General features: G+C 63.5%; 25 protein-coding genes and 1 pseudogene. 14 read left to right on the plus strand and 12 right to left on the minus strand.

The features are described from left to right. The first annotated feature begins 168 nt into the window (after positions 1-168). The 3 genes from NKJ84_RS15295 to NKJ84_RS15305 all read left to right on the plus strand — a co-directional run bounded on the left by NKJ84_RS15295 (position 169) and on the right by NKJ84_RS15305 (position 2,002). Positions 169-1,236 (plus strand): glycosyltransferase family 2 protein, encoded by a 1,068-nt coding sequence (locus NKJ84_RS15295; RefSeq protein WP_352507125.1) that lies wholly within the window; start codon positions 169-171, stop codon positions 1,234-1,236. A 152-nt stretch (positions 1,237-1,388) separates the two neighbouring features. Continuing rightward, complete coding sequence (locus NKJ84_RS15300) at positions 1,389-1,667, plus strand: type II toxin-antitoxin system RelE/ParE family toxin (RefSeq protein WP_352507177.1); 279 nt, start codon at positions 1,389-1,391, stop codon at positions 1,665-1,667. Positions 1,668-1,693: 26 nt separating this feature from the next. Next, entirely contained in the window at positions 1,694-2,002 is a 309-nt protein-coding gene (locus tag NKJ84_RS15305) for a HigA family addiction module antitoxin (RefSeq protein ID WP_352507126.1), read from the plus strand. A gap of 43 nt (positions 2,003-2,045) precedes the next feature. On the opposite strand, the gene NKJ84_RS15310 is transcribed toward NKJ84_RS15305, so the two are convergent. From NKJ84_RS15310 to NKJ84_RS15335, 6 genes are all read right to left on the minus strand, one after another. Further along, positions 2,046-2,333, minus strand: a complete 288-nt coding sequence (locus tag NKJ84_RS15310; protein ID WP_352475640.1) for a DUF982 domain-containing protein — start codon at positions 2,331-2,333, stop codon at positions 2,046-2,048. 88 nt (positions 2,334-2,421) lie between these two features. Next, complete coding sequence (locus tag NKJ84_RS15315) at positions 2,422-3,228, minus strand: ABC transporter permease (protein ID WP_352507127.1); 807 nt, start codon at positions 3,226-3,228, stop codon at positions 2,422-2,424. Positions 3,229-3,232: 4 nt separating this feature from the next. Then, the gene (locus NKJ84_RS15320; RefSeq protein ID WP_352507128.1) at positions 3,233-4,066 is read right to left on the minus strand and encodes an ABC transporter permease; all 834 of its coding nucleotides are present in this window, start codon (positions 4,064-4,066) and stop codon (positions 3,233-3,235) included. Between the two features lie 24 nt (positions 4,067-4,090). Next, entirely contained in the window at positions 4,091-5,206 is a 1,116-nt protein-coding gene (locus NKJ84_RS15325) for an ABC transporter substrate-binding protein (protein WP_352507129.1), read from the minus strand. Positions 5,207-5,273: 67 nt separating this feature from the next. Beyond that, positions 5,274-6,368 (minus strand): ABC transporter ATP-binding protein, encoded by a 1,095-nt coding sequence (locus NKJ84_RS15330; RefSeq protein WP_352507130.1) that lies wholly within the window; start codon positions 6,366-6,368, stop codon positions 5,274-5,276. 251 nt (positions 6,369-6,619) lie between these two features. Beyond that, positions 6,620-7,507, minus strand: a complete 888-nt coding sequence (locus tag NKJ84_RS15335) for a LysR substrate-binding domain-containing protein (RefSeq protein WP_254819437.1) — start codon at positions 7,505-7,507, stop codon at positions 6,620-6,622. A 75-nt stretch (positions 7,508-7,582) separates the two neighbouring features. Here NKJ84_RS15335 and NKJ84_RS15340 point away from each other — a divergent pair, with 75 nt between their 5' ends. Next, a complete protein-coding gene (locus NKJ84_RS15340; protein WP_352507178.1) occupies positions 7,583-9,175 on the plus strand; it encodes a zinc-binding metallopeptidase family protein in 1,593 nt (530 codons plus the stop codon). A gap of 33 nt (positions 9,176-9,208) precedes the next feature. After that, on the plus strand, positions 9,209-10,141 hold the full coding sequence (locus NKJ84_RS15345; RefSeq protein ID WP_352507131.1) for a dimethylarginine dimethylaminohydrolase family protein: 933 nt from the start codon (positions 9,209-9,211) through the stop codon (positions 10,139-10,141). Between the two features lie 12 nt (positions 10,142-10,153). Here the strand turns inward: NKJ84_RS15345 and NKJ84_RS15350 are convergent, their stop codons facing one another. Beyond that, a complete protein-coding gene (locus tag NKJ84_RS15350; RefSeq protein ID WP_352507132.1) occupies positions 10,154-11,161 on the minus strand; it encodes an ornithine cyclodeaminase family protein in 1,008 nt (335 codons plus the stop codon). A 160-nt stretch (positions 11,162-11,321) separates the two neighbouring features. On the opposite strand from NKJ84_RS15350, the pseudogene NKJ84_RS15355 reads away from it, so the two are divergent. Continuing rightward, positions 11,322-11,782 (plus strand): annotated as a pseudogene (locus NKJ84_RS15355) (Lrp/AsnC family transcriptional regulator). 119 nt (positions 11,783-11,901) lie between these two features. On the opposite strand, the gene NKJ84_RS15360 reads toward NKJ84_RS15355, so the two are convergent. Next, positions 11,902-12,285, minus strand: a complete 384-nt coding sequence (locus NKJ84_RS15360) for a YybH family protein (RefSeq protein WP_352507133.1) — start codon at positions 12,283-12,285, stop codon at positions 11,902-11,904. A 161-nt stretch (positions 12,286-12,446) separates the two neighbouring features. Continuing rightward, a complete protein-coding gene (locus tag NKJ84_RS15365; RefSeq protein ID WP_352507134.1) occupies positions 12,447-13,196 on the minus strand; it encodes an SDR family NAD(P)-dependent oxidoreductase in 750 nt (249 codons plus the stop codon). 96 nt (positions 13,197-13,292) lie between these two features. Here NKJ84_RS15365 and NKJ84_RS15370 point away from each other — a divergent pair, with 96 nt between their 5' ends. Next, positions 13,293-14,186 (plus strand): LysR family transcriptional regulator, encoded by an 894-nt coding sequence (locus NKJ84_RS15370; protein WP_254819431.1) that lies wholly within the window; start codon positions 13,293-13,295, stop codon positions 14,184-14,186. Positions 14,187-14,266: 80 nt separating this feature from the next. On the opposite strand, the gene NKJ84_RS15375 is transcribed toward NKJ84_RS15370, so the two are convergent. After that, the gene (locus NKJ84_RS15375; RefSeq protein ID WP_254819430.1) at positions 14,267-14,686 is read right to left on the minus strand and encodes a VOC family protein; all 420 of its coding nucleotides are present in this window, start codon (positions 14,684-14,686) and stop codon (positions 14,267-14,269) included. Positions 14,687-14,903: 217 nt separating this feature from the next. On the opposite strand from NKJ84_RS15375, the gene NKJ84_RS15380 reads away from it, so the two are divergent. Beyond that, positions 14,904-16,106: an MFS transporter gene (locus tag NKJ84_RS15380; protein ID WP_352507135.1), complete on the plus strand. Its 1,203-nt coding sequence runs from the start codon at positions 14,904-14,906 to the stop codon at positions 16,104-16,106. A gap of 121 nt (positions 16,107-16,227) precedes the next feature. Here the strand turns inward: NKJ84_RS15380 and NKJ84_RS15385 are convergent, their stop codons facing one another. Then, positions 16,228-17,130, minus strand: a complete 903-nt coding sequence (locus NKJ84_RS15385; RefSeq protein WP_352507136.1) for a sigma-70 family RNA polymerase sigma factor — start codon at positions 17,128-17,130, stop codon at positions 16,228-16,230. A 204-nt stretch (positions 17,131-17,334) separates the two neighbouring features. On the opposite strand from NKJ84_RS15385, the gene NKJ84_RS15390 reads away from it, so the two are divergent. After that, a complete protein-coding gene (locus tag NKJ84_RS15390; RefSeq protein WP_352507137.1) occupies positions 17,335-18,741 on the plus strand; it encodes a DHA2 family efflux MFS transporter permease subunit in 1,407 nt (468 codons plus the stop codon). Positions 18,742-18,866: 125 nt separating this feature from the next. Here NKJ84_RS15390 and NKJ84_RS15395 read toward each other — a convergent pair whose 3' ends face one another. After that, positions 18,867-19,025 carry a hypothetical protein gene (locus NKJ84_RS15395; protein WP_352507138.1) on the minus strand — a complete coding sequence of 53 codons (159 nt, stop codon included), beginning with the start codon at positions 19,023-19,025 and terminating at the stop codon, positions 18,867-18,869. On the opposite strand from NKJ84_RS15395, the gene NKJ84_RS15400 reads away from it, so the two are divergent. The 5 genes from NKJ84_RS15400 to NKJ84_RS15420 all read left to right on the plus strand — a co-directional run bounded on the left by NKJ84_RS15400 (position 19,024) and on the right by NKJ84_RS15420 (position 24,433). Next, a complete protein-coding gene (locus NKJ84_RS15400; RefSeq protein ID WP_352507139.1) occupies positions 19,024-19,302 on the plus strand; it encodes a hypothetical protein in 279 nt (92 codons plus the stop codon). The genes NKJ84_RS15395 and NKJ84_RS15400 overlap by 2 nt on opposite strands. After that, positions 19,302-20,495: an acyltransferase family protein gene (locus tag NKJ84_RS15405; protein WP_352507140.1), complete on the plus strand. Its 1,194-nt coding sequence runs from the start codon at positions 19,302-19,304 to the stop codon at positions 20,493-20,495. Before NKJ84_RS15400 ends, NKJ84_RS15405 begins: the two co-directional genes overlap by 1 nt. 2 nt (positions 20,496-20,497) lie before the next feature. Then, positions 20,498-21,601: a glycosyltransferase family 2 protein gene (locus NKJ84_RS15410; protein WP_352507141.1), complete on the plus strand. Its 1,104-nt coding sequence runs from the start codon at positions 20,498-20,500 to the stop codon at positions 21,599-21,601. A 63-nt stretch (positions 21,602-21,664) separates the two neighbouring features. Then, positions 21,665-22,636, plus strand: coding sequence for a glycosyltransferase family 2 protein (locus NKJ84_RS15415; RefSeq protein WP_352507179.1), 972 nt, complete (start codon positions 21,665-21,667; stop codon positions 22,634-22,636). Positions 22,637-22,645: 9 nt separating this feature from the next. Continuing rightward, positions 22,646-24,433, plus strand: a complete 1,788-nt coding sequence (locus NKJ84_RS15420; RefSeq protein ID WP_502896217.1) for an ABC transporter ATP-binding protein — start codon at positions 22,646-22,648, stop codon at positions 24,431-24,433. Positions 24,434-25,119: the final 686 nt, after the last annotated feature.

Genomic DNA, 25,119 nt, shown 5'->3' on the forward strand with positions numbered 1-25,119 from the left:
CAATGGCGGCCTCAATACGAAGTCGCAAAGCGAAACGTGACCGTCTCCTCGTGGAAAGCGCAAGCTTTCTCCTCCGGGGAACTCGTCGCGCGTCAAGAGGGGCGCTTGAAGAAGGGCGAGCCCATGAGGGCTTTTGCCGAACCAAAGCAAGATGCGAGGTCAAACGCGATGCAGTCTGTCCAAAACCGGCTTCCGGTATCCATCATCATCCCGAACTACAACTATGCGCGGTTCCTCAAACGCAGCATCGACAGCGCTCTCGAGCAGGACTACGCGGATGTCGAGGTCATCGTCGTCGACGATGCATCGCAGGACAATTCCACGACGATCATGGAATCGTATCACGACGAGATCCTCGCATGCCCGCGAGCGCAAAATGGCGGACACGCGGCGGCATTCAACACCGGCTTCGCTGCGAGCTCGGGCAAGATCGTCCTGTTCCTCGACGCCGACGATTATCTTTATCCAACCGCCGTCTCCACCATTGTCGACACCTGGGACGAGGCAACCGCTCAGGTCCAGTCCAGACTGCATATCGTCGACGAGGGGCAACGCATCAAGGATGTCTTTCCGCCGCCCGAACTGCCTTTCGACAGCGGCGACGTCATGCCGAAACTCCTGCACAAGGGTCGCTACCAGACCACCGTGACCAGCGGGCTCGCCTTTGACCGCGCAACGCTCGAATCGATCATGCCGATACCGGAGCCGGAGTTCCGCCAGGGCGCCGACGGCTATCTGGCAACGCTGGCGCCGATGTACGGGCACGTCCAGTCCATCGACGAATGCCTCGGCGCCTACCGGATCCACGGCGCCAATCATTCGGTCTTCGGTGAAAAGCTCGCCGAGCGGGCACGCTGGCGGGTGACCCACGATTTCCGCCGCATGCAGGCGCTGTCGGACCAGGCCTCCGGGATCGGCCTGACCATCGTGCCGTCGGATGCTGTCCGCCACGATCCGGTCCACCTGGAAGAGCGGCTGGCGTCGCTTTGCGCGGACCGAGACCGACACCCCGTGGCCGACGATTCCCGGCTGGCGCTCGGGGCGGCCGGCGCCGTCGCCAGCCTTGAAATGACCGCATCGCTGCGGCGGCGCGCCATCCTTGCCGCCTGGTTCCTGTCGGTCGGGGTGCTGCCGCGGAAAATGGCGACCGCAGTCCTGTCGTGGAAGCTTGATGCGTCGTCGAGACCGGCATTTTTGAGCCGCCTGTCCAAGAGAATCCGCCAGGCGATGGGTTAGCGGATAATGCCGTGACATCGGTCCGCCAGGTATTCGGCTGGCCCGGCCCAGCGTCCAGCGGGCGTATTATTGCCTTCGATGGGCTCGGACCATTCCGTAAATCATTTGCTTACACCTGCTTGACCCGTGTAAGCGATATGCTTACATGCTGCATGATCAAGTCGTTCGAGCACAAGGCGCTGGCGGACCTCTTTCAAACCGGAAAGACCGGAAAGATCGACGCCAAGATGCATAAGCGCATCCTTGTCCGGCTTGACCGTTTGGAAGTCACGGCAAGACCTGACGACATGGACCTGCCCGGCTTCGACTTCCACGCATTAAAGGGCTTCAGCCCGACCCGCTACACGGTGCATGTCAACGGGCCGTGGTGCATCACATTTGAATTCGACGCCAATGATGCTGTCCGCGTCGATTTCGAACAGTACCATTGAGACGGCTTAGATTGGAGAAATCGATTATGAGCGTGTATGAGCCGATGCATCCGATGGAGCGCTGCCCATCCCACCCCGGGGCGTTGCTCGACGACATTATCCCGGCAACCGGCAAGACCAAGGTGGAAATCGCCAATCTGCTCGGAATCTCGCGCCAGCAGCTTTACGACATCATCCGCGAAAAGAAGCCGGTGTCGCCGGCTGTTGCGGCGCGCCTTGGAAAGATGTTCGGCGACGGCGCCGCGATCTGGCTCAGGATGCAGGCCGCTTACGATGCGTGGCACGCGGAGCGCGAGGTCGACGTCAGCGCCATTCCAAGGCTGCATGCTGCCTGAGATGCAATAGATCGGCCGAACCACCGAGGCTCTCATAAATCGATCACGGTCCCGCCTGCCTGGACCGGTCCTGCGGTTCGACGGCTCGCTCGACCAGGACATGCGCCTCCCGCGCGGCCTCGATGAACGCGTCCCTGGCGGCTTCGGTCCAGCGATCGTCGCTCATGGCGCGGCGGCATGTGCGCAGTGCCAAGCCGTGTTTGGCGCTGCCGGCGTCGCGCCAGTGGGCTTCCAGCAATTCGACAGCCTGCCGTGCATTGGAAATGTTGCGGATATCTCCCACGATGCCGACCGCAACCGCAACCGGCTTGGAAAACCATCCTTGGTTCATGGCGAAGCCTTCGACGTGTTGAACTACCTATAACGAAAATCGTAGCGCAAGGTTTCATTTGCGCCAGTCACCACGGCGTGAGGCGCGTCTACTGCGCCGCGCGCAGCCTGACCACGACGCTGCGCGCCACAAGCACCAGCACGGTGATGACGATCAGGATCACCGAGAGCGCTGCGATCGCCGGGTCGATGTTGTCGCGCAGGCCCATCCACATTAGCCGCGGCAGCGTGATGGCGTTGACCGAGGTGATGAACAGGGTGACGCCGATCTCTTCCCAGGACAGCACGAAGGAGAGCAGTGCTGCGGTGACGATGCCGAACTTGATATTGGGCATGATGATGCGGGTGGCGCGCTCCCATACGGTCGCGCCGAGGCCGCGGGCGGCGAGGTCGATGCGGCGGTCGAGCTGGCTGAGCGACACCAGGATCAACACCGTGGCGAAGGGCACCGTCATCACCGCATGCGCCATCGCGACACCCAGCCAGGTGTCATAGCCGAAGAACGACGAGAACCCCGAGATCGAGGTCAGCAGGAAATAGAGCGTGATTGCCGACACCACCGGCGGCACTACCATCGGCAGCAGCACGAAGCCGACGAGAGCGGCGGTGAAGCGCGGCTGGAACATCCAGACGCCGAGGCTGAAGCCCAGCGCCAGCACCGTGGAAAAGGCGCTGCTGACTATGCCGATCCTGATCGAGAGCAGGATCGCATTGATCCAGCGCGGATCCTCGATCAGCGCCTGGTAATGGCGCAGCGACAGTTCGCCCGACGGCATCGCCAGCATGCGGCTCGGCGTCAGCGACACCGGGATCACGGCGAGCAACGGCAACAGCAGGAATAGCGCGACCAGGGCGGCGAGGATCAGCGAGACGGGACCGGGGCGGTAGGTCGGCATCGCGCTACACCAACTGCTTCGGCCTGATATAGCGGAAAAGCAGCGCCATCAGCGCGCCGACGAACAGCACCAGCACCACGCTGATCGCCGCACCCAGGCCCCAGTCCGGGCTCTGGAAGATGCGGAGATAGATCAGCTCGGCGATCATCACGCTGCGGCCGCCGCCGAGAATCGCCGGCGTGACGAAGAAGCCGAGCGAAAAGACGAAGACGATCAGCGCCGAGCCGATGATGCCGGAGCGGGTCATCGGCACGAACACCGACCAGAAGGTGCGCATGCGGCTGGAGCCGAGGCCGCGCGCCGCCAGCAGCACACGGTCGTCGAGGCTTCGCATCGAAGAGGCCAGTGGAAACACCGCGAAGGGGATGAGGAAATGCGTCATGCCGACGATAACGCCGAACTCGTTGCGCACCAGAGCCAGCGGCTCCGAGATGAAGCCGACCGCCTGCAGCCAAGTGTTGATCAGGCCGCGATTGGACAAAAGCGCCACCCAGCCGAAGGCGCGCGTCAGCACCGAGATCCAGAACGGCACCAGGATGCAGAACTCGGCCACGACGCGCTGCACCGGCGTGCCGCGCACCCAGACAACGGTAATGGCGTAGGCGGCGGCAACCGAAACGATGGTGACGATCGCGGCGATGCGCAGTGTGCGGATGAAGACCGACTGCACCAGCTGATCCGTGAGCAGCGCATTGTACTGCCCCAGCCCCGGCGTAGGCAGGGTGAAGCTCCATTTGACCACGCCGAGGAATGGCCAGGCGTAAGCCAGCACAAGAAAGAGGAGCAGCGGCGCCATCAGCAGCGCCGCGCCCATCCTGTCGGAGAGGTGTGCTCTCATCTCGCCCCTGGCTATCCCGGCTTGTCAGGCGGAGATGATCTTCGTGTATTCGTCGAGTGCTGCCCCGTAGTTCTTGGCGTACCAATCCATGTCGAGCGGGATCTGCTTTTTCATGTTCTCGGGATCGACGGGGTTGATTCGCTTCTTGTCGGCGGGGATCAGCGCGTCGGCGGCCGGGTTGGCCGGACCTTGGCCGAGCTTGTCGAACATGATGAGTTCCTTCTCCGGGTCCTGGGTGCTGGCGATGAACTTCATCGCCGCGTCCTTGCCGCCGGGATTGCCCTTGAGCACGGCGAGCGCGCCGGGCGAGATCAGGCCCTGGTCCCAGATGAACTTGATCTTGCCGCCGGAATCCTGCTCGATGAGCGAAGCCCGGGTCGACCAGACGATCGCCATCGAGGCCTCGCCATTGAGCAGCACGCTCTGGCTTTCGGCGCCGCCACCCCAATAGGCTACGACGTTCTCCTTGAAGGCAGCGATCTTGTCATGCGCGCGCTTGAGGTCGAGCGGATAGAGCGAGGCCGGCGCGATGCCGTCGGCAAGCAGTGCCGCTTCCCAGCTCGACACGCCCCATTTGTAGAGCGAGCGCTTGCCGGGGAATTTTGCCACGTCGAAGAAGTCGGCCATGCCGGTCGGTGCCTGACTGCCGTATTTCTCGGCATCGTAGGCGATGACATAGGAGAAGAAATAGGTCGAGGCCGCGTATTCCCAGCCGAATCCCGGCCGCATCTTCTTCTTGTCGACGATCGAATAATCGATCGGCTCGAGCATGCCTTGCGCGCCGAGCGTGATGGCCGAGAACGGATCGACGTCGACCAGGTCCCAGGTCGGCGCGCCGCTCTTGAACTGCGCCGCGATCGCGCCTTCGGTCGGGCCGGAGCCGTCCATCTTGACGGTGATGCCGGTCTCCTTGGTGAAGGCTTGGCCATAAGCTGCGTCGTAGGCGGTGATGGCGTCGCCGCCCCAGTTGACCAGCACCAGTTCCTTAGCCGCGGCAAAGGCGCCGGTCGAGCGTAGCAGCATCGGCGTGCCGGCCAGCACCAGTGCGGCCAGTTGCGTGAACTGCCGGCGCGAAATCTCGCCGCGCACTGCCCTGGCGGACAGCGCCTCGATGGAATTTTTCTTGGTTTGATTTGTCATGTCAGTTCCCCTTTTTTGTTGTTGGTGTTTCCTGAAAGTCAGCTTGGCGAATTCGCCACGCCGATCGTCATTGTCCTCCGTCCGGAAGGAGGAAGCCTTTCTCCGCCGGCCAAGTCAGCCACACGGAATTGCCCTTGCTGAGCGCGGAAGCGGCAACCTCGTTCGGCACCGAGACCGTGACCTTGGCGCCTTGGTGCGTCGTCAGATCGAGCCGCGTCGCAGCGCCGAGATAGGTCGAGGCGACGGCAGTCGCGGCAATACCGTTCTCGCCCGCTGCCGCCTCGCGTGCGATCGACATGTATTCGGGCCGGATCGCCAGGATGGCGTCGCCACGGACCTTCTCGGCCTTGCAGCGCATGCTGATCGCGCGGTCTTCGCAGAGGCCGGTCGAGCCATTGTCGGCCGGGCGCACGCCCTTCAACGGCAGCATGTTGATCTCACCCAGGAACTCGGCGACGAAGCGGTTGTCGGGCCGGTCGTAGACCTCGTCGGGCGCGCCGACCTGCAGCAATTTGCCATGGTTGAAGATGGCGACGCGAGACGACAAAGCCAGCGCCTCGCTCTGGTCATGGGTGACGAAGACGAAGGTGGTGCCGGTCTCCTGGTGCAGCCGCTTCATCTCGGCCTGCATCTGGCCGCGCAGGCCCTTGTCGAGCGCCGAAAACGGCTCGTCAAGCAAAAGCACGCCCGGCTCGAAGACCAGCGCCCGCGCCAGCGCCACCCGCTGCTGCTGCCCACCGGACAATTGCGACGGCAGTTTCTTTTCGTGGCCCTTGAGCCCGACGCGCTCGATCATTTCGCCGACGCGGCGCTTGATCTCGGCCGCCGATTTCTTGCGTACCTTGAGTGGGAAGGCGATATTGGCCTCGACCGACATATGCGGGAACAGTGCGTAGCCTTGGAAAACCATGCCGGCGGCGCGCTGCTCGGCCGGCCGCTCGGTGATATCGACGCCGTCGCTGTAAAGGCGACCGTCGGTCGGCTGAATGAAGCCGGCAAGGATCATCAGGAAGGTGGTCTTGCCGGAACCGGAGGGGCCGAGCAGGGTAAGGAACTCACCACGGCCGATATCGAGCGTCAGATCGTCCAGCGCACGGAACGAGCCGAAGCTCTTGCCGATCCCGATTGCCTTGATCTCTGCGGCCCGGCCGGGTTGCTGCATCCTGCCCTTTCCTTAGCGTAGGCGAAATCGTAGGCAGGGCGGCGGCTTACCGCAACCGAATAGTTTTCGCCTGATCGGCAAATTTGATTCATCTATGCGCCAATCTTGGGGAGATTTCGCCGAAGGCGACGGAGGGGGGCGTCTCGCGTGAAGCGCCAACTTCCTCTTTCTTCGAAAATCAGACCGGGCCGAGCCCAGCCAAGCGACCCCCTCTGGCCGCTTCGCGGCCATCTCCCCCTCAAGGGGGGAGATTAACGCTGGTTCTCCGACAGCTTCGACCTCAGCCACCGCCCAAACGCCTCCAGCACCGGATGCGCCGCCTTGGCATGTTCCGAGACCAGAAAATACGAGCGCGGGGAATTGATCGCTATGTCGAAGGGGCGCACCAGCCGGCCTTCGCTCAGTGCCCGGCCGCTGGTCAGTTCGTCGCCCATGGCGATGCCCTGGCCGGCGATCGCCGCCGAAAAGACCAGGTTCATGTCGGAAAAGAAGATGCCGCCTTCCGGGTCGGGGTTCTCGACCTTGGACAGCGCCAGCCAACGCGCCCAGTCCTCGGTGTCACCGAGATGCAGGAGATTGGCGCGCAGCACGTCTGCCGGCTTGGAGAAGCCGCCGATCTTGTTGAGCAGCGTCGGGCTGCACAGCGGCGTGAACGAGATTTCGCACAACAGCTCGACCGCGCGGTTCGGCCAGTTGCCGACGCCAAAGGCGATGAAGGCGTCGGCCTCGGCATTGCTGACGTCATCGAGGCGGCGCGGCGTCAGGATGCGGAGCGCGACATCTGGATACATCTGCCGGAATTCGCCAATGTGAGTGCACAGGAAAAGCGAGGCGAAGCCAGGGGTGCAACTGACGCTGAACGAACCGCCGACGCCGGTGCCGGCATGGCGCGTCACCGCGTCACCCAACACCGTCAGCGCCTTGCGCACGTCGCTGGCATAGCGCTGGCCACGCGGCGTGAGCGCCACGCCCTTGCCGATGCGTTCGAGCAGATCGAAGCCGAGATCGCGTTCGAGCAGGCGCAATTGATGGCTCACCGCACTGCGGGTCAGATGCAGTTCGTCGGCGGCGCGCCAGACGCTGCCGTGGCGGGCAAAACTGTCGAGGGCGCGCAGCGCCTGCGTCGAGGGAATTCTCAAGAGGTGAACCGAATTTGCATGAGCCGGGAAAACATATCACTTTTTGGTGGGGCGCTTCACTGCTTTCTTTCCGCCATGGAGAAACCGGTGACCTCGGCACAAGCGACCGCGCTTGCCTGTCTGGACGACATCCAGCCGTCCCTGTCGGCGTGGACGCGGACCATCTTCGACTTCGGCGAGACCGCCTGGCGCGAATACCAGTCGGCCGCCTGGTATGTGGAGCAGTTGAAGCACGAAGGCTTTTCGGTCGAGGAAGGCTCCGGCGGTATGCCAACGGCCTTCTGCGCCCATTGGATCAACGGGACCGGCCCGACGATCGGCATGTACGCCGAATACGACGCGGTGCCGGGCAATTGCCAGGACGCGGCAACGGTGAAGCGACCGCGTCCCGGCCTCGGCGAACAGGCGGGCGGCCACACCGATCCGCATTCCGGCCTCGGCATTGCCAGCCTCGGCGGCCTTTTGGCGACCAAGGCAGCAATGCAGCGCCACGGCATATCAGGCACGCTGCGCTTCACCGGCGAGCCGGCGGAGAAGGTGCGCGGGTCAAAGCCGATCCATGCCGCGAAGGGCTATTACGATGGGCTGGCGGGTATGATCTCCTTCCATCCTTTCTACATGCTGCCGCTCTGCAACACGGCGCGCTGGGACACGCATTGCGGTGCGGCCTATGCGATGATCCACCGCTTCATCTGTGACGAGCCGGAACATTGGGCGAGGGCGGCGGGCACCGCAGCACCCATCCCGCAGGCGCATTCGGCGGTCAGGGCGCCCGGCGCCAACGACGCGCTCATGATGATGTACATGGCGTCCAAGGCGCTGCGCGATTCCATGCTGCCGCATCAGGGCGGCTGGTCGATCAGCGAGGCGATCCTGACGGCGGGCCAGGCGACCGCCGACAATCTGCCGGCCGGGCTGGCCGAGATCCAGTACATGATCCGCGTGCCGACGCTTGCTATGGCCGAGCAGGTCACCGCCATGCTCGACCGCAATGCGGAAGCCGCAGCCAGGATAAGCGGCTGCCGCCATGAGCGGCACTGGGTGTCGAAGTCGCGGCCGGGGCTGGCCAATCACGTCATGGCCGGCATTGCCTTCGACGCGCTGGCGGCGGTCGGGCCGCCGCGCTGGGACGAGACGGCCAAGGCGATCGCCCGCGAAATCCAGGTCAATGCCGGCGGCGAGGCGAGCGACGAACCGTTCATCGCCGAGCTGGAGCGGCTGATTGCGCCGCAGGATGCAGAGGCGCTGCTGCGTCGCGACCTGCCGCCATCGCAGCTCAATTCGACCTCCGACGACTACACGGACATGTCGTGGCATACGCCAACGGCGCGGTTCTATGTCGCCCGCCCGGCACTGCGCTCGGAGAATGGTCACGCCTATCCGGGCTGGGCGATGAATGCGCTGGGCGGCATTTCTGCCACCATCGACCCGATGGTCATCTGCGCAGCAAAGACCATTGCGCTCGCGGCACTTCGCTTGTTGGAAGACGAGGCTGCGCGCGACGCGGCGATGGACGAATTCGTCGCCCGAACCGGCGGTGGCATCGGCGGCTCGAACTGGATCGCCCCGCTCTGCGACTACGATCCGCCGATCGGATTTCGCTGGCCGGAATACATCACCACCCCGCGCGGACGGGATTGGTGGATACCAAGCAACCAAGCCGCATGATCAACCAGCCGCCCCCATCACGAGGAGAAACTCATGACCGTCCATGACCGCATCGTCGCCGAGCCGTTTTCGCTGCAGCGCCGCAACCCGGTGGGCGGCACCAAGCCGTTGACCGCCTGGGGCTTCGCCAACGAGACCGACGTGCTGACCGACGTGCTGCTCGGCTCGCCGAATTTCCTGCGTCATCTCTCGACCAGCTCGCTGTCGCGAAAACATCTGCGCGAGGCGCCTTGCAACCTCCAGATCGCGCAGGCACAGCACAAGGACCTGGCCGCCGCCTATGAGCATTTCGGCGTCAACATCCACTGGCACGAGCCGACGCCGGAGCTGCCGATGCAGGTCTATTCGCGCGATTCCAGCGTCATGACGCCCTACGGCGCCATCATCACCGCGATGGCCCAGTGGTGGCGGCGCGGCGAGAACTACGCGGCGATCCGCACCTATGAGAAGCTCGGCATCCCGATCTACGACATGGTCACCGCCGGCACCTTCGAAGGCGGCGACTTCAATGTCATCGAGGATGGCGTGGTGCTGATCGGCTGCGGCGGCGCCCGCACGCAGGAGGAGGGCGCGCGCCAGGTGCAGGCCTGGTTCGACAAGGAGGGCTGGGAGACCCGCATCGCCTTCATCGACGAATATTACGTCCATATCGACCTGATGGTGGTGCCGATTGCGGAAAAGCTGACGGCCGTCTGCCTTGCCTGTACGGAGCCCGGCATCGTCGACTGGCTGAAGGGCAAGGGCCACGAGATTATCGACGTGCCGTTCCAGGACACGATGGCGCTCGGCTGCAACTTCATGTCGCTGGGCAAGGACAGGGTGATCGCGCCGACTTCGAGCCAGACGCTGATCGGCCAGCTCAAAGCGCGCGGCTTCGAGGTGGCCGCCATCGACATGAGCGAAATCTCGAAGACCGGCGGCGGCATCCACTGCATGGCACAGGCATTGAAGCGCGAGCCTGCGTGAGGCGGCACGCGCCTACAGCACGACGAGCTTTCCCTTGCGCAGACGCCGGGCGCAGCAATAGGCCAGGTCGGCGGCGACCATGTCTTCCATCGCAATGCCCATCGCCTTGTAGGTGGTGATCTGCTGATCCGAAACGCGGCCCGGCGCGCGGTCGAGTAGCATGGCGCCAAGCTCGGTGCCGAAATCCGGGTCGAAGCCGGCAAGCTCGCAGGAACCGACCGGGGTCGGTTTGAATGCATCCTTGGTTTCGACAAAAAGACTGGATTTGGCGATGAGCTCGATCGGCATTTCACCGCGGGGCGGCGCCACCCCGACCGACGAGACATGCGTGCCCGGCTGGACCCAGCCTGCGTCGATCACCGGCTGATAGGAGTGGGTCGCCAGGCACACCACGTCGGAACTGCGCACTGCCGCCTCGAGGTCGGCGACCGCCACCACCGACGGGTGCAGCCGGGCAAGCGCTGCCGCATCGTCGAAGCTCTTCGAAGCGACGCGGATTTCGGTAAAGTCCCGCACCAGCGGCAACAAATGGAGATGCTGGTTGGCCTGCACGCCGGCGCCGACCACTGTCGCTATCCTGGCATCCCGGCGGGCAAGCGCGCGCACCGACAGCACAGCGGAGCCGGAGGTTCGCACCGCCGTTATGAAAGTGCCGTCCATGATGCAGACCGGCAGGCCGGACAGCGGATCGAACAGGCTGATGGTGGCGAGATGGCTGGGCAGGTTCTTGGCCAAGTTGCCTTCGAAGACATTGACGATCTTGACGGTCAGGTTCATGCCTTCCATCCAGGCCGGCATGGCGAGGCTGTAGCCGGCTCCGGGGATGTCGAGCTGTGGCCGGGGTGGATTGACAACCTTACCTTGTGACAGCGCCTTGAAGCCGTCTTCCAGAACATCGAGAAGCTGGCTGAGGTCGATGCACGCCATCACGTCGGCTTCGCTCAGCACCAGGATCTCGGTCGCTCCCTTGCTGATTTCCGCCGCACTCTTGCCGGCTGGACTGAACGCTTCCTTGGTCATCCTGCACTCCCTTTGTTCGTCGAAATCGGCTCACCCCGTTTGCTTCGCGTGGGTGAGGGAAGTGCAAGCTATTGCGAGGTTTCATGTGATGAAATACGTTGATTTTGGCATCTCTGCGTGAAATCAACACATAAATCCCTGAGATAGAGTGGATTGTGAAATGGACGACCTCGACCAGATAGACCGCAGCTTGCTCCGGCTGCTGCAGGAGGACGGGCGCCGAACGACGCTTGATCTGGCCGGGCGTATCGGGCTGTCGCGACCGGAACCAGCCAGCGGGTGAAGCGCCTGTTCCGCGACGGGTTCATCACCGCGGTCAGAGCCGTGCTCGATCCGCGCAAGGTCGGCCGGGGAACGCTGGTGTTCATAGAGGTCCGGCTTGACCACACGGCGCCGCATGTCTTTGACCGTTTTGCCGAAGCCGTGGCGAAAGCCCCGGAGGTTCTGGAGTGCCATATGGTGGTTGGCGGCTTCGACTATCTGGTCAAGGCGCGGATCGCCGATATGGCGGTGTTCCAGGACTTCCTGCAGCGGGTCATCCTGCCGCTGCCGGGTGTGCGCGAAACGCACACTTTCGCCTCCATCGCCGATGTCAAGCAGAACGCCCTCTTGCCCGTGTGATCAGGTAGAGGAGGAACACTTGTTCAGGGCGGCTTGCATCGCATCCTCGCCATCTTATCGGTCCCCCTTGGCCGCTCTCCCTTTGCCCGCCTTCCGGTGCAGGATGTCGGAGACCGGCGCTAGCCTTGCGCAGTCAGCAGGTTCGCGTCGCGCGCGAGCCGCCACTCACCGTCTGCCTCCTTGCGCAGCAGCGTCAGTGCATATCCCGATCGATGGACCGGCTCGCCATTCGGCGGAGTCGCCGTCATGTCGATGCGGCTGCGGATGAAGGCCCAATTGCCGAGAAGCTGTAATTCCACGATATCGCTGGTGCCGTCGATACGAACGCCGGCCGTCTCCCGCGCGGCTGCCGCGAAGATCTCCTTGTCGAAGGGTTCCCGGCCGGGAACCATGAAGATCGCGTCGTCCGTCATCAAGCTGAGCACGGTCGCAATGTCACCACGCTTGCTCGCATCCATCCACGTCTCGACCAGCCTTCGGATTGCTTTTTCGTCGCCCGTCATCCGTTACCTCCTTGGCATCTAGCGGTCATCGATAGCGCACGGCGCTCCTCCCTTGCTGAGAAACATAGGGCTTGGATCCCCGTCGTCATCGATTGCGGTGTTCCTCGATGTCACGCTGCGGGGGCATGGTCCGTAAAACGGCAGGTCCGCGCCCTGCATATCTATCGCCAGCCGCCCGAGGCGGTGATGCGCTCGCCGGTCAGCCATGACGCTTCGTCGGAGGCGAGGAACACCGCGACGCGAGCGACGTCGTCGGGCCGACCGAAACGGCCGAGCGGGGTCATGGTGACGATCTGTTTTTCGAAGTCGCTGCCGACGATGCCGATACGCTCGAGGCCTTCGGTGTCGACGCCGCCGGGCGCAATGGCGTTGACGCGGATATTGCGGGCGCCGAGTTCCCGCGACATCGACAGCGTGATCGTGTCCACCGCGCCCTTGGTGGCGGCATAGACGAGCGAGTTCGGCTGCGGATTGCGGCTGGCGACCGAGCTTATGTTGATGATGCTGCCGCCGCTCGGGCCAAAATGGCTCACTGCTGCTTGCGTGGTCAGAATGATGCCCAGCACATTGGTGTCGAACTCACGGTGGAACTCGGCCTCCGTCACCGCTTCCAGCGGCTCGAATGCGAAGACGCCGGCATTGTTGACCAATATGTCGAGCCCGCCGAACTCCGACTTCGCCGCCTCAAACAGGCGGCGCACGTCGGCCGATTGCGATACGTCGCCCTGGACGGCGACGGCGCGGCCGCCACGGTCCTCGACCTCCGCGACGACACGGTCGGCGCCTTCCCGTGACGAGGCGTAGTTGACGACCACCGCGGCACCGGCCGTGGCAAGACCCTTGGCAATGGCGGCGCCGATACCCTTGGACGCGCCGGTGACGATGGCGACCTTGCCGTTCAGCTTGCTCATCAATCTCTCCTTTGTCGACGATGAGCGGTATTTAATGATGATCAAAAAGCGTATTAGGATCATAATGATCCATTCTTTCGTGCCTAGAATTCTGGAATGACCACCATTCTCGAAAAGACCGCCGGTCTCGTCGCCTTCGTCCGAACCGTCGATGCCGGCTCATTCCATGCCGCCAGCCGGTTGGTTGGCTCGAGCCCATCGGCGGTGTCGAAAAGCGTGGCACGGCTCGAGCGGCGGCTCGGGGTCAGGCTGATCCAGCGCTCGACGCGTCGGCTCGGGCTCACCAGCGAAGGCCTCGCCTACTACGAGCGGGTGGCGCCGCTGCTCAGGGCGCTGGACGATGCCGAAGACATCGTCCAGGTGGCCGATACGGCGCGCGGCCTGCTGCGCGTCACAGCGCCGGTCGAGCTCGGGCGCGGCCTGATCGCGACATGGGCGCAGGCGTTCCTTGCGCAGCATGGCGAAGTGAAAGTCGAGCTCAGCGTCACCGATCGGCACGCCGATCTGATCCGCGAAGGCTATGACGTTGCCGTGCGCATGGGGGCGCTGTCGGACACGGGGCTGGTTGCCCGCAAGATCGCCAATCTGCCGATCGTGCTGGTGGCCTCGCCGGCGTATGTCGAGCGGCGCGGCCGTCCGGCATCAGTCGAGGATCTGGCGAACCATGACTTCATCCGCTACCAGATGGCCGGCCGGCCTTATCCGGTCACCTTTGCCGACGGTACGATGATCGTGCCGGATGGGCGGCTCGATACCGATGATGGCGGCGCCATCCGCAATGCAGCACTTGCCGGTGCTGGAATAGCGCATCTGATGCGGTTTGCGGTGCAGGGCGATCTCGACGCGGGCCGCTTGGTCCGTATCCTGCCCGAGGTGGCAATGCCGACCATGCCGGTGCATATCGTCCATGCCTACGGGCGGCAGCTACCGGTCCGGGCACGGCTCTTCGTCGACTTCCTGGCGAGCCAGATGGCGGCGCTGACGCGATAGGGCAGACGCGGTCTGACGCAAGCACCCAGGTTTGGCAGAGACCAACCGTGCCGGCCGGTGCGAACCACCTTTACCGGAAGCTAGAAGGTGATCTTCACTGAATCGGCGCTGCGTTTGGCCGGGCCGTGGTGGACGGCCTCGATATTGTTGCCGTCGGGATCGAGCAGGAAGGCGGCGTAATAGCCGGGATGGTAGGATCGCTCGCCCGGCGCACCATTGTCGGTGCCGCCGGCCTCAAGCCCGGCCTTGTAGAAGGCTTCGACCATCGCACGGTCCTTTGCCTGGAAGGCAAGGTGATGGCGCCCGGTCAGCTTTCCCAGGGCCGCCGGGCTGTCGGGGCTGGAAATGAACAGTTCGTCGGCCCAAAAATAATCATCGCCGGCGCCACCGATCGGTATGTCGAGCACGTTGAGAACAGCCTCGTAGAAGCGGCGGCTGGCCTTGAGATCCCTGACCACCAGGTGGAGGTGGTCGATGAGACGGCCGCGATGAAGTTCCATACCCGATAGCTCCTGATGGCCAGGCTGGAAATCTAGCTCGGGACGATGCACGGTCAATGCATTGGAGCAGTTGAGCGGCGCAATTTTCTGACTGGATAAAAAATGCAACCGGATTGTCGGATTCAAAACATCTCCAACGTCCTTCGGACGCAAGCGGCTCGGCGAAGCTCGAAAAAGTCGTGCCGTATCAACGCTTCCGGCATGGGAGAAAATTGAAATGAGCCTTCCCTATCGTTGGGTTATCGTCGCGGCTGGCGCGCTGATGACCTGTGTCGCTCTCGGGGCGATGTTCTCACTGGCGATCTTCCTCGAACCGATGGCGCTCGACACACAATGGTCGCGCGCCGGCATATCGAGCGCGATGACGCTGAACTTCCTGGTAATGGGCCTCGGCGGCTTCGCCTGGGGCGCCATTTACGACCGCTTCGGCGCCCGCATCGTCGTCATGACCGGCGCCGTGCTGCTCGGCCTGGCGCTGGTGCTGGCCAGCCGCACCGGTTCGCTGCTCGTTTTCCAGTTGGCCTACGGCGTGCTCGTCGGCCTCGCGGCAAGCGCCTTCTTCGCGCCGATGATCGCGCTGACCTCCGCCTGGTTCGAAACGAACCGCAGCCTCGCCGTCTCGCTGGTCTCGGCCGGCATGGGCGTGGCGCCAATGACCATCTCGCCCTTCGCGCGCTGGCTGATTTCGGCCTACGACTGGCGCACCGCGATGTTCGACATCGGCATAACCGCGTGGGTGCTGCTACTGCCGGCCGCGCTTCTGGTGCGCCAGCCGCCCAAACCCGCGGCCGACGACGCTGCCCCAAGCGTTGCCGCCGAGGGTGCCGGCATGGCCGTTCCGCAGGCGCTGCGCTCGCCGCAATTCATCGTGTTGGGACTGACCTTCTTTGCCTGCTGCGCGGCCCATTCCGGGCCGATCTTCCATATGGTGAGCTATGCGATGCTGTGCGGCATCGCGCCGATGGCAGCGGTCAGCATCTACAGCATCGAGGGCCTGGCAGGGCTGGGTGGCCGGCTGCTTTACGGCGTGCTCGCCGACCGGCTTGGCGTTAAGCCGGTGCTGATCACCGGGCTGGCCATACAGGCCGTGGTTATCGCCGCCTATCTGGCGGTCAGCGAGCTTGGTCAATTCTACACGCTGGCCATCATCTTCGGCGCCACCTATGGCGGCGTCATGCCGCTCTATGCGGTGCTGGCGCGCGAATATTTTGGCCAGCGCATCCTCGGCACGGTGTTCGGTGCCGTAACCATGCTGTCCAGCCTCGGCATGGCTTTCGGCCCGCTCGCCGGCGGCATGGTGTTCGATGCCTATGCCAGCTATTCCTGGCTGTTCATCGGCTCGGCCCTTGTCGGGCTTGGCGCGATGGCGATTGCGATCGCCTTCCCGCCGCTGCCGCGCAGGGAGTTGCAACCGGCTTAAAGCAGGATCGGCGGAAAAGGGCGGCCGCTTGGATGGCAAGCGGCCGCGATCCAAAATAGCTGGTGCGTTTCCAAGGAAGCGGGCTGGCTCGTGCTCGGTTCGATATTCTGAAAGAGAATTGCTATGCTTGCAGGGCCACCACCTCGGCGCCATCAAGCGTGTAGCGCGCATAGCGGAAATCGCGAATTCTCGCCAATCTGTCGCCCGCCCATTCCAGCAGGATAAAGTATTTTGCCCCTCCGGCCGGGTCATCCGGATCGATCACAAGAATGGCTGGGTGCCGATCGACCAGGCCTGGAAGCAGTTGCCAATCGTGGATACCCGCGTAATTGTGGAAGTATCGGCCCACTTTCGCGCGGCCGCTCGCCCGGAGCCGGTTGACGAGGTCAAGCCGCACGTCCTCGGCCAGCATGTCGCGGATCGTATCGAAGTCGCGGGCGTTGAACCGCTCTACATAGGCTGCCAGACGCACTCGTTCGGGCTCGGCCAACACCGGCACAGGCCGGTCGTCAGGCTCGCCGGCGACCTCGCGCAGGCGCAGACGGCCGCGATGCAGTGCGGCTTTTACCGCTGGAACGCTGCTGTCGATAATGTTGCCGATCTCTTCGATCGTATAGCCGAGCACATCCATCAGGATGACGCTGCTACGCTGCGCCGCGGGCAGCCGCATGAAGGTCTGCAGGCTTGCGGCTGCAGTGTGTCGGCCCTCGGCCGACATGCCGGGGTCAGGTATCATATCGATATCCTCGACGGCATGCGCGGCATCCGCCCTGGCGCGACGGCGCAGGTGGTCGAGCGCTGCATTGTGCGCGATGCGGAACAGCCAGCCCTCGACATTGGCTATCGGCCCGCTCCCGGGGAACGCCTCGAGCGCCTTGACCGTAGCTTCCTGGACGACATCCTCGGCATCGATCACCGAACCGGTCATGCGGGCGCAATAACGGTGCAGTTTCGGCCGCAATTCGCCGAGCAGCCGGTCAAATGGCTCCCGTCCTTCTGGCGTGCCGATTGCGGATCCGGTCATCGCACAAGCGTCGATTTCATGCGTATCTCCCAGGCAGAGGCGCCCGCCATTGCGGGCAGCGTCCTATAGACGCTCGACGATGGCAAAAGGATTCGGTCGAAAAAACTTTCTTTAGCTGGAATCCTTTGGTGGTGCCTCCGCGTCACTGGATCACGGGCCCGCGAGACTGGCGGGCCATCTGTTCAAGCCGGAGGCGTCATAATCATGAGCAAGCAAAGTGCGGGATCAACGAAGATCTGGGTTCTCGCCCTCACGTCGATAGGCTCCTTGATGGTCGTTCTCGATGCGATGGTCGTGGCGACCGCATTAAGTACGATGCGGGTCGAACTCGATGCCTCGCTGGAGACGCTGCAATGGACGATGAACGCGTACAATTTGAGTTTTGCCGTCCTGCTCATGACCGGGGCGGCGCTCGGTGACAGGTTCGGCCGCCGCCGCATCTTCATCGCCGGATTGGCGCTGTTCGTCGCAGCGTCCGTTGCCTGCGCGCTCGCTGGAAATGCCGGATTGCTGATTGCGGCCCGCGCGGTTCAGGGCGCGGGTGCCGCAATGGTCATGCCGCTGGCCATGGCGCTGCTGAGCGTCGCTTTTCCTCCGGAGGAACGAGGCAAGGCGCTGGGTATCTTCAGCAGCATCACCGGCCTGGCCCTGATCATCGGCCCGATGGCGGGCGGTGCGATCTCCGAAGGCCTCTCCTGGCACTGGATCTTCTGGCTCAATGTTCCGGTCGGCATCGTTCTCATCCCGCTGGTGCTGCGTCGGATTCCGGAGAGTCACGGGCCGGGCACGGCAATCGATGTCCTCGGCGTCGTCCTGGTAACTGCGGCGGCATTTGGAGTGGTCTGGGGTCTGATGCGCGGCAACATCGTGGGCTGGAGCAGCTCTGAAGTGCTGTCGGCGCTGACGGCCGGGCTGGTTCTCGCCATCGCATTCGTCCTTTGGCAGTTGCGTACCCGTGAGCCCATGCTGCCTTTGCGGTTTTTTCGGGCGCGCGCATTCTCCTCGGGCGTAGGGGCGAACTTCCTGCTCTGCGCCGCCATGTACGGCCTCGTATTCCTGTTGCCGCAGTTTCTGCAGTTTTCCCAGAGCCGCGGGCCGCTCGGCGCCGGCATGGGATTGCTGCCCTGGACCGCCACGCTTTTTGTGGTCGCACCGATCGCCGGCAGCCTGATCAACCGCGTCGGCGAGCGGTGGCTTGTGGTGGCCGGATTGATCCTGCAAGCGGCTGGAATGGCCTGGCTGGCGCAGATCGCAGCACCTGATCTGCCCTACATCCAGCTCGTCGCGCCGCTGATCATTACCGGCGCAGGCGTATCGATGGCCATGCCTGCCGCGCAGAATGCGGTCCTCAATGCGGTCGCCCGGCCGGAGGTCGGCAAGGCTGCCGGCACGTTCAATACATTCCGCTTCCTCGGTGGCGTATCTGGGATCGCGATCGCCGGTGCAGTGTTCGCCGGGACCGGAAGCTTCGCGTCCACCGACGCGTTCAGTGATGGCTTCACCTCGGCAATCGACGTTTCCGCTCTGCTCTCACTCGCAGGTGCGCTCGTCGGAATGGGGCTGCCGGAGCGTCGCGCAGTGGTGGTCGCGAATGCCAGCAAGGAGGCGTAACTCGGAGGCGGGAAGCTTGCGCGTGAGTGGGTGCCGCGAAGCAGCCCCCTCCTTCAACACGCCCTCCTATTGCCCGGCGGATGCGAGGGTGCCGCTCGCCATGAGACCCCACAGATGGTCGGCGCTCAGGTGCCTGCGGATCCATCATAGGCCACGCGTCCGAGGCTGAGGACCACGATCCTGTCGGCCAGCGCCCGCACCGTGGAGAGATCATGCGTGACGAGGATGACGCCGGTGCTGCTGGCGGCGATCGAGCGGACGAGCTTCGCGGCGGCGGCGAGCATGTTGCATCGCAGCACCCCTGCCGCCGAAATTGGTCGGCCAAGGCAGCGTGTGAAAATCGTCAAAAATGGACAATTCGGGCTGGTTCCCGCTGTTTTTTGTGCTTTATTAGTCGCGTCTCACGTTCCTGTTTCAAATATGTCAACTTTTTGTGTTGCGTTGCACAATGGTGGCCCTATTCTCGGTGAGGGGGGCGCTACCGATTGGAAATGCGCCGTGAACGACGCCGCCATGTTGACCGATTGGCAGTTTCGCCGTCCCGCCGGCGTACGCCGCTAATGGGAAATGCGCGCGACACCCAATTGGACGCGCTGAGGGCCATCGCCGTGACGATGGTGCTGTACGCCCACTTCTTCGCGGCCGGCGGGGCCTCGTTCTGGGGTCATATTGGCGTGCGTCTGTTCTTCGTGCTGAGCGGCTTTCTGATCACGCGACTGCTGCTGGAAGCCAGAGTGGCCGCCGAATTCGAAACCGGACCGGCGCTGAAATCCTTCTATATCAGGCGGGCGCTGCGGATATTCCCGCCCTATTTTGCGGTGTTGGGTTTCGTCTGGCTGGTGGACCTGGAGCAGTCCAGGGGGTCGCTGGCCTGGCATGCGCTCTATCTGTCGAACTTCTGGTACGCATCGCAGAATGAATGGACGCCCTGGCTGCTCTGCCATTTCTGGAGCCTGAGCATCGAGGAGCAGTTCTACATCGCCTGGCCGCTGATAGTCCTGCTGGCGCCGCGCTGGCGCCTGGAAACGATCTGCATCGGCGTTATCGCGCTGTCGCTGGCCTATCGCTTTTATTGGCCGATCGCGGGAACGCCCAGCCTGGCGCGCGACCTGCTGCCGCCGGCGTCGATGGATGCACTGGCGTCAGGCGCGCTGCTCGCCGCCTACAGGTCAAGAGCTGCTGGCTTGCCGCAATGGCTTCGAGTTGGCTGGCCGGGGCTCGCTGCGGCGTTTTTCGTTCTGCAGTGGTTTGCGCCGGCGCCGGCAAATCCGGTGCAGGAATGGGGCCTCTGGCTGCTGTTGCAGATCCTGCCTGTCGCGCCGCTGGTGGTCATCGTTGCAAACTGTTCAACGGGCATTGGCGGTCGCGTCGGAAAACTTCTCGAACTGCCGCCGCTGCTCGGTTTTGGCCGCATCAGCTACGGCGTCTATCTCTACCATCCGATAGTGCTGGCGCTGGTCGTCAAATCGCAGCCGTGGATTCCGCTCAACGTCTCGGAGCAAGGGCCTGGGCGGTTCCTGGTGGCGGGAACGGCAACGCTCATGCTGGCCTCGGCTTCGTGGCTGCTTTTCGAAAAGCCGCTCAACAGCCTCAAGCGCCACTTCCCCTATGTTGCTCGAAGAGTCCCAGGCGCCGCCCCGGCAGGCATCGACGTGGGCAATGCCGGATGGCTTACGGCCGGAGCATATCTGGGTGGACCGCCTGATGGCCCCTCACGCTTGCCACGCAAGCTGCAACGAACCGATCGGGGCTGATCATGGCTGCTCCCTTAGTCTCCGTTCTGCTGCCGATCTACAATGCGGGACCTTATCTGGCAGCTGCGCTGGGCAGCATGCTGCGCCAGGATTACAAGCATCTTGAGGTCATCGCCATCGATGACGGCTCGACCGACAACTCGCTGCAGATCCTGCGGAAATACCGCCAGGCCGACAGCCGCATCTCGATCGTCTCACGCGAAAACCGCGGCCTGATCGCAACGCTGAACGAAGGCTTGGCCATGGCCCGCGGCGATCTGGTCGCCAGGATGGATGCCGACGACATCGCCTATCCCCAACGCCTGTCGCGGCAGGTAGCACTGTTCGACCAGCAGCCTGACCTCGCTCTGTGCGGCGCAAGCTTCGATACCTTGCTCGGCAACCGCATCGTTAGGGGGTCGCCCGATCCGATATTCCACGACAATAGCCTGCGCATATTGTCGATGTTCTTCACGATCTTCATGCATTCAACGGTCGTTTATAACCGGAAGGTCATCGAAGACGGCGTTCTACATTATGACGAGAGCTATAAGCACGCCGAGGATTTCGACCTGTTCAGGCGACTGACCGACCGCTACCCGGCGGCCATGATCCCCGAAAGCCTGATCGCTTATCGAATCCATAACGACAGCGTGACCAACCGGCACAAGCGCGAAATGCGCAGGACGCATTTGAAGATCGTCGCCGAGAACCTCGAGCGCGAAGGACTCGCACAAGAGACGCAAGACCTCCGCGCCATCGGTGAGGTCCTGTCGATGGAGACGATTCGCCGTGCCGCCGAATGGATCCTCGCGCTGGAAGAAAGGATAGCCGCGCTTCCGGCCGAGACGAGGCCGAGCTACCAGGCCGGCACGCTGAACCTGTTCTATTTCCTCTATCAGCTGATAGCGGGAGAAAGGCAGCCGCTGCTGATGCATGAATTCCTGACACGGACGGCGAAATGGAAGCTCATCCGGCGCCGCGAGCAGTACGTGTTTCGCACCGGTGCTTTCGCGCCGCGCTTCAGTCTCGCCTCGATGTCGGTCACCAGGCAGGTGGATGCCCTGTCGCGGTATCTGCAGTCCGTGCCGGCCGCGGCGGTGTTGCCTTCGAACCAGTTGAGCTAGCAACCCATGTTCGTCAAATCGCACCAGCTCCAGCAACGCGGCCGCTCGATGATGCCGGCGGCCATGTCGCCGCGGCCGCAGCAAGGACCGGTCCCGGCGGCCAGCTTCATTGTCTGCACCCGCGACCGTGTCGCCGTACTCGAGCCCTGCATCAGCTCGATCCAGGCCGCGTGTCGTGCCCATGCCGACTTTGCCGCCGAGCTGGTGGTTGTCGACAACGGCTCGACCGACAGCACGGCCAAACGCCTGGCCAGCATCGCCGAACTGTCGGACATCCCGTTCACTGCCATTTGCGAGCCGCGACCCGGATTGGCGGCCGCGCGCAACGCCGGGCTGGAGCGGGCGCGGGGCCGCGTCCTGGTCTTCGTCGATGATGATTGCGCGGTCCACAAGGATTATCTGCGCGATCTGCAGCGGCACTATGCGGCCGGCGAACGGGTCATCCGCGGTGGCCGCGTCGAGCTTGGCGATCCCCGCGACCTGCCGTTCACCATCAAGCGGTCACCGGTGCGCGCGCGGCTCACGCCGGATGTCCATCCTGGTGGCTTCGTGCTCGGCTGCAATATGACGATGCACCGCGATGTTGCCGCCCGAATCGGGCGTTTCGACGAACGCTTCGGCGCCGGCGGTCCGCTGCGCTCCGCGGAAGATACGGACTATCTCGTCCGGGCCGTGCTGCTCGGCATTCCGGTCGAATACGTGCCCGACATGACCATCTATCACCATCACGGCCGGCGCGACCGCAAGGCCATCGAAAAGCTGCATCGCGATTACAGCATGGGCAATGGCGGGCTTTGCCTGAAGCATATCCGCCACGCGCCGTGGCTGCTTCGGCATTTCTACTGGTCGATGAGGGCAGCCTTGCGCGAACTAAGGAAAGGCCCGCTGTTCGATCGTGAACTCAAGCTGTCGCACTGGCCGATCATCGGCATGAATCTGCTCGGCGCGGCCAAGTTCGCGGTGCTTTTGCTGGCGAGATCGCCAAAGACAACGGAAATGCGACAGGAGCAGCAGGCAAATGCCGAAGCGAGGTGATCCGTCATCATGCGACTGATGCCGCCCTGCCTGCCGATGCTGCGCCGCGCGCTCGGGCAAAAGCAGTTGCGCCTGCTTCCGGCCGTCGTGGTGCTCGGGCTGCTCAGCGCCGCGCTCGAAGGCTTCGGCATCGGCCTGATCATCCCGTTGCTGAACATAATCATGGGGCAACAGGGGCAGACCGGCATGGCTGGTTTTTCCGCCGTCTTCCAGCATGTCGGAGCGAGCCTGAGCGAGCGCGACCGGCTGATCGCCATATCGGTCGCCATCCTCGGCTCGATCGTTCTGAAAAATCTGTTCGCCTACGCCAACACGCTGCTGACCACCTTCATCTACGGCAAGGCCAGCCATTCGATCCGCAGCGCGCTGTCGGAGCAGCTGCTTAGGGTAGGCTACCCGTTCTTCCTGCAGCAAAGCCCTGGACGGCTGCTCAACATCATCTCCAACGAATCCTGGCGGGCCTCGGATGCCATCCAGATCACGCTGGGTGCAATCGTCAACGCATCGGCCGCGATCATCCTCCTCACCTTCCTGCTGCTCCTGTCGTGGCAGATGACGTTGCTGGTCACGCTGGGCCTGGCGCTGGTGCAGGTCGCGCACGCCATGCTGTCCGCCAATCTGAAGGCGCCGAGCCGCAGCGTCGCCTCCCGCAACAGTCAGCTCGCCTCACAGATGCTGCATCTGGTGCATGCCGGGCGGCTGATCCGCATCTTCGGCCAGGAGCAACGCGAGAAGGCGGCATTCGACCAGGCATCGGATGCGGTGCGCCGGGCGGCGTTCGTGCTTTTGACGCGTCAGGGAGCGTTGCCGCCGCTGACCGAGGTTCTGCACGCCATGCTGTTCCTGGCGGTGGTGATCGGCGCCTGGTTCGCCAATGTTTCCTTCCCGCTGATCGTCGCCTTCGTCATCCTGCTCTACAGGCTGCAGCCCTATATGCGGTCTTTGCAAATGGCCTGGACACAGCTGCAGGGCCTGAGCGGATCGCTGGAAGAGGTGACGTGGATGCTGGACCCATCCGACAAGCCCGCGCCGCCGCAAGGCAGCGCAGCGTTCCCCGGGCTCAGCCAAGGCATCAAGTTCGAGGACGTCACCTTTACCTATTCCGGCTCGGAGCAGCGCGCGGTGGTGCTGCATGCGGCGAGTTTCGATATCCGCAGCGGCCGCTCGACCGCGCTGATCGGCCGGTCGGGCGCCGGCAAGACGACGATCGTCAACCTTTTGTGCCGCTTCGTCGAACCGGATAGCGGTAGGATCCTCGTCGATGGATCGCCGCTGGACCGCATCGACCCCAGCCAGTGGCGAAAGCACATTGCGCTTGCCAGCCAGGAACTGGAACTGGTCGACGGCACGATTTTCGAAAACATTGTCTACGGCCAGGACGCGGCCTCATCCGACGATGCCGAGCGCGCGGCAAAACTGGCCGAGGCGCATGGCTTCATCGAGCAACTGCCGCAAGGCTACAGGACCGTCGTCGGCTACCGCGGCGTCAATCTCTCGGCGGGACAGCGGCAGCGGATCGCACTGGCCAGGGCCCTGGTGCGCGATCCCGATATCCTGATCCTCGACGAAGCCACCAATGCGGTAGACGGACTGTCGGAGGCGGCGATCGTCGAGACGCTGAAGTCGCGCGCCGGCCGCCGCACCACCATCGTCATCAGCCATCATCGCAGCACCATCTCGTTCTGCGACGACGTGGTGATCCTGAGCCACGGCCGCGTGAAAAAGCAGGCGCCGTTCGCCGCGCTGGCGACGCTCAGTATGGACGAGCTTTACCAGCACGAGGCGCTGGAGGGCTGAGGCCTCGATCCTGCTGCGCGCATTCTGGCCGTCGTGCCGGGTGCAAAGCCAAGCATCTCAGGGGCGAGGAGCCCTCCGCCATGCCTCTCTGCAGGATTTCTGGGATGATGAGTGATCCCGAGCTTACCCCGCTTTCGATCTGGACCATACAGAACCAAGGGTCCGCCTGCCAAATCCAGCAATGGCGAGCGGACCCCAATCAGCGCATGAAGGGACTGATTCTGCGCCGATGTCTCCTCGAGGAGGTGACGCCATCAACTGAAGACGGGCGCAGTTGTTCCCGAAGTTGCCTGTGCACGGGACCATTGCGCAGGCAGGTCAGACTTAGGTCCCTGCGAACGGGCATCGCTGGCTGTGAGTGAAGATCGGATCGGCTCGGCGGTAGCGAAACTTCGTCCGGAGATAGATGCAGCCATCGGGTTCCGGGGCATGCGGCTCGGCGCTGATCATGGGCGTCGATCGATCCCCGCACGGCTGATGCGGAGGGCGCCTGCATTCCTGCGGAATGCGCATCCAATCCGGCGCCAACTGAAGTTGTCCAGGCGGTACAGGGCCCCAGCGGTCGTCAAGCTGTTGCTAATATGCAGCACAGGCAGCGCTCTATGAACAGCGTCGCTTGGAACCGCTACCTCCGGCCAACCGTTGGTGCCACAATGACAAAATAAAAAAGTGAGGCTGACGATGGA

This window comes from Mesorhizobium sp. M0048, assembly GCF_040323405.1.
Taxonomy (GTDB): domain Bacteria; phylum Pseudomonadota; class Alphaproteobacteria; order Rhizobiales; family Rhizobiaceae; genus Mesorhizobium.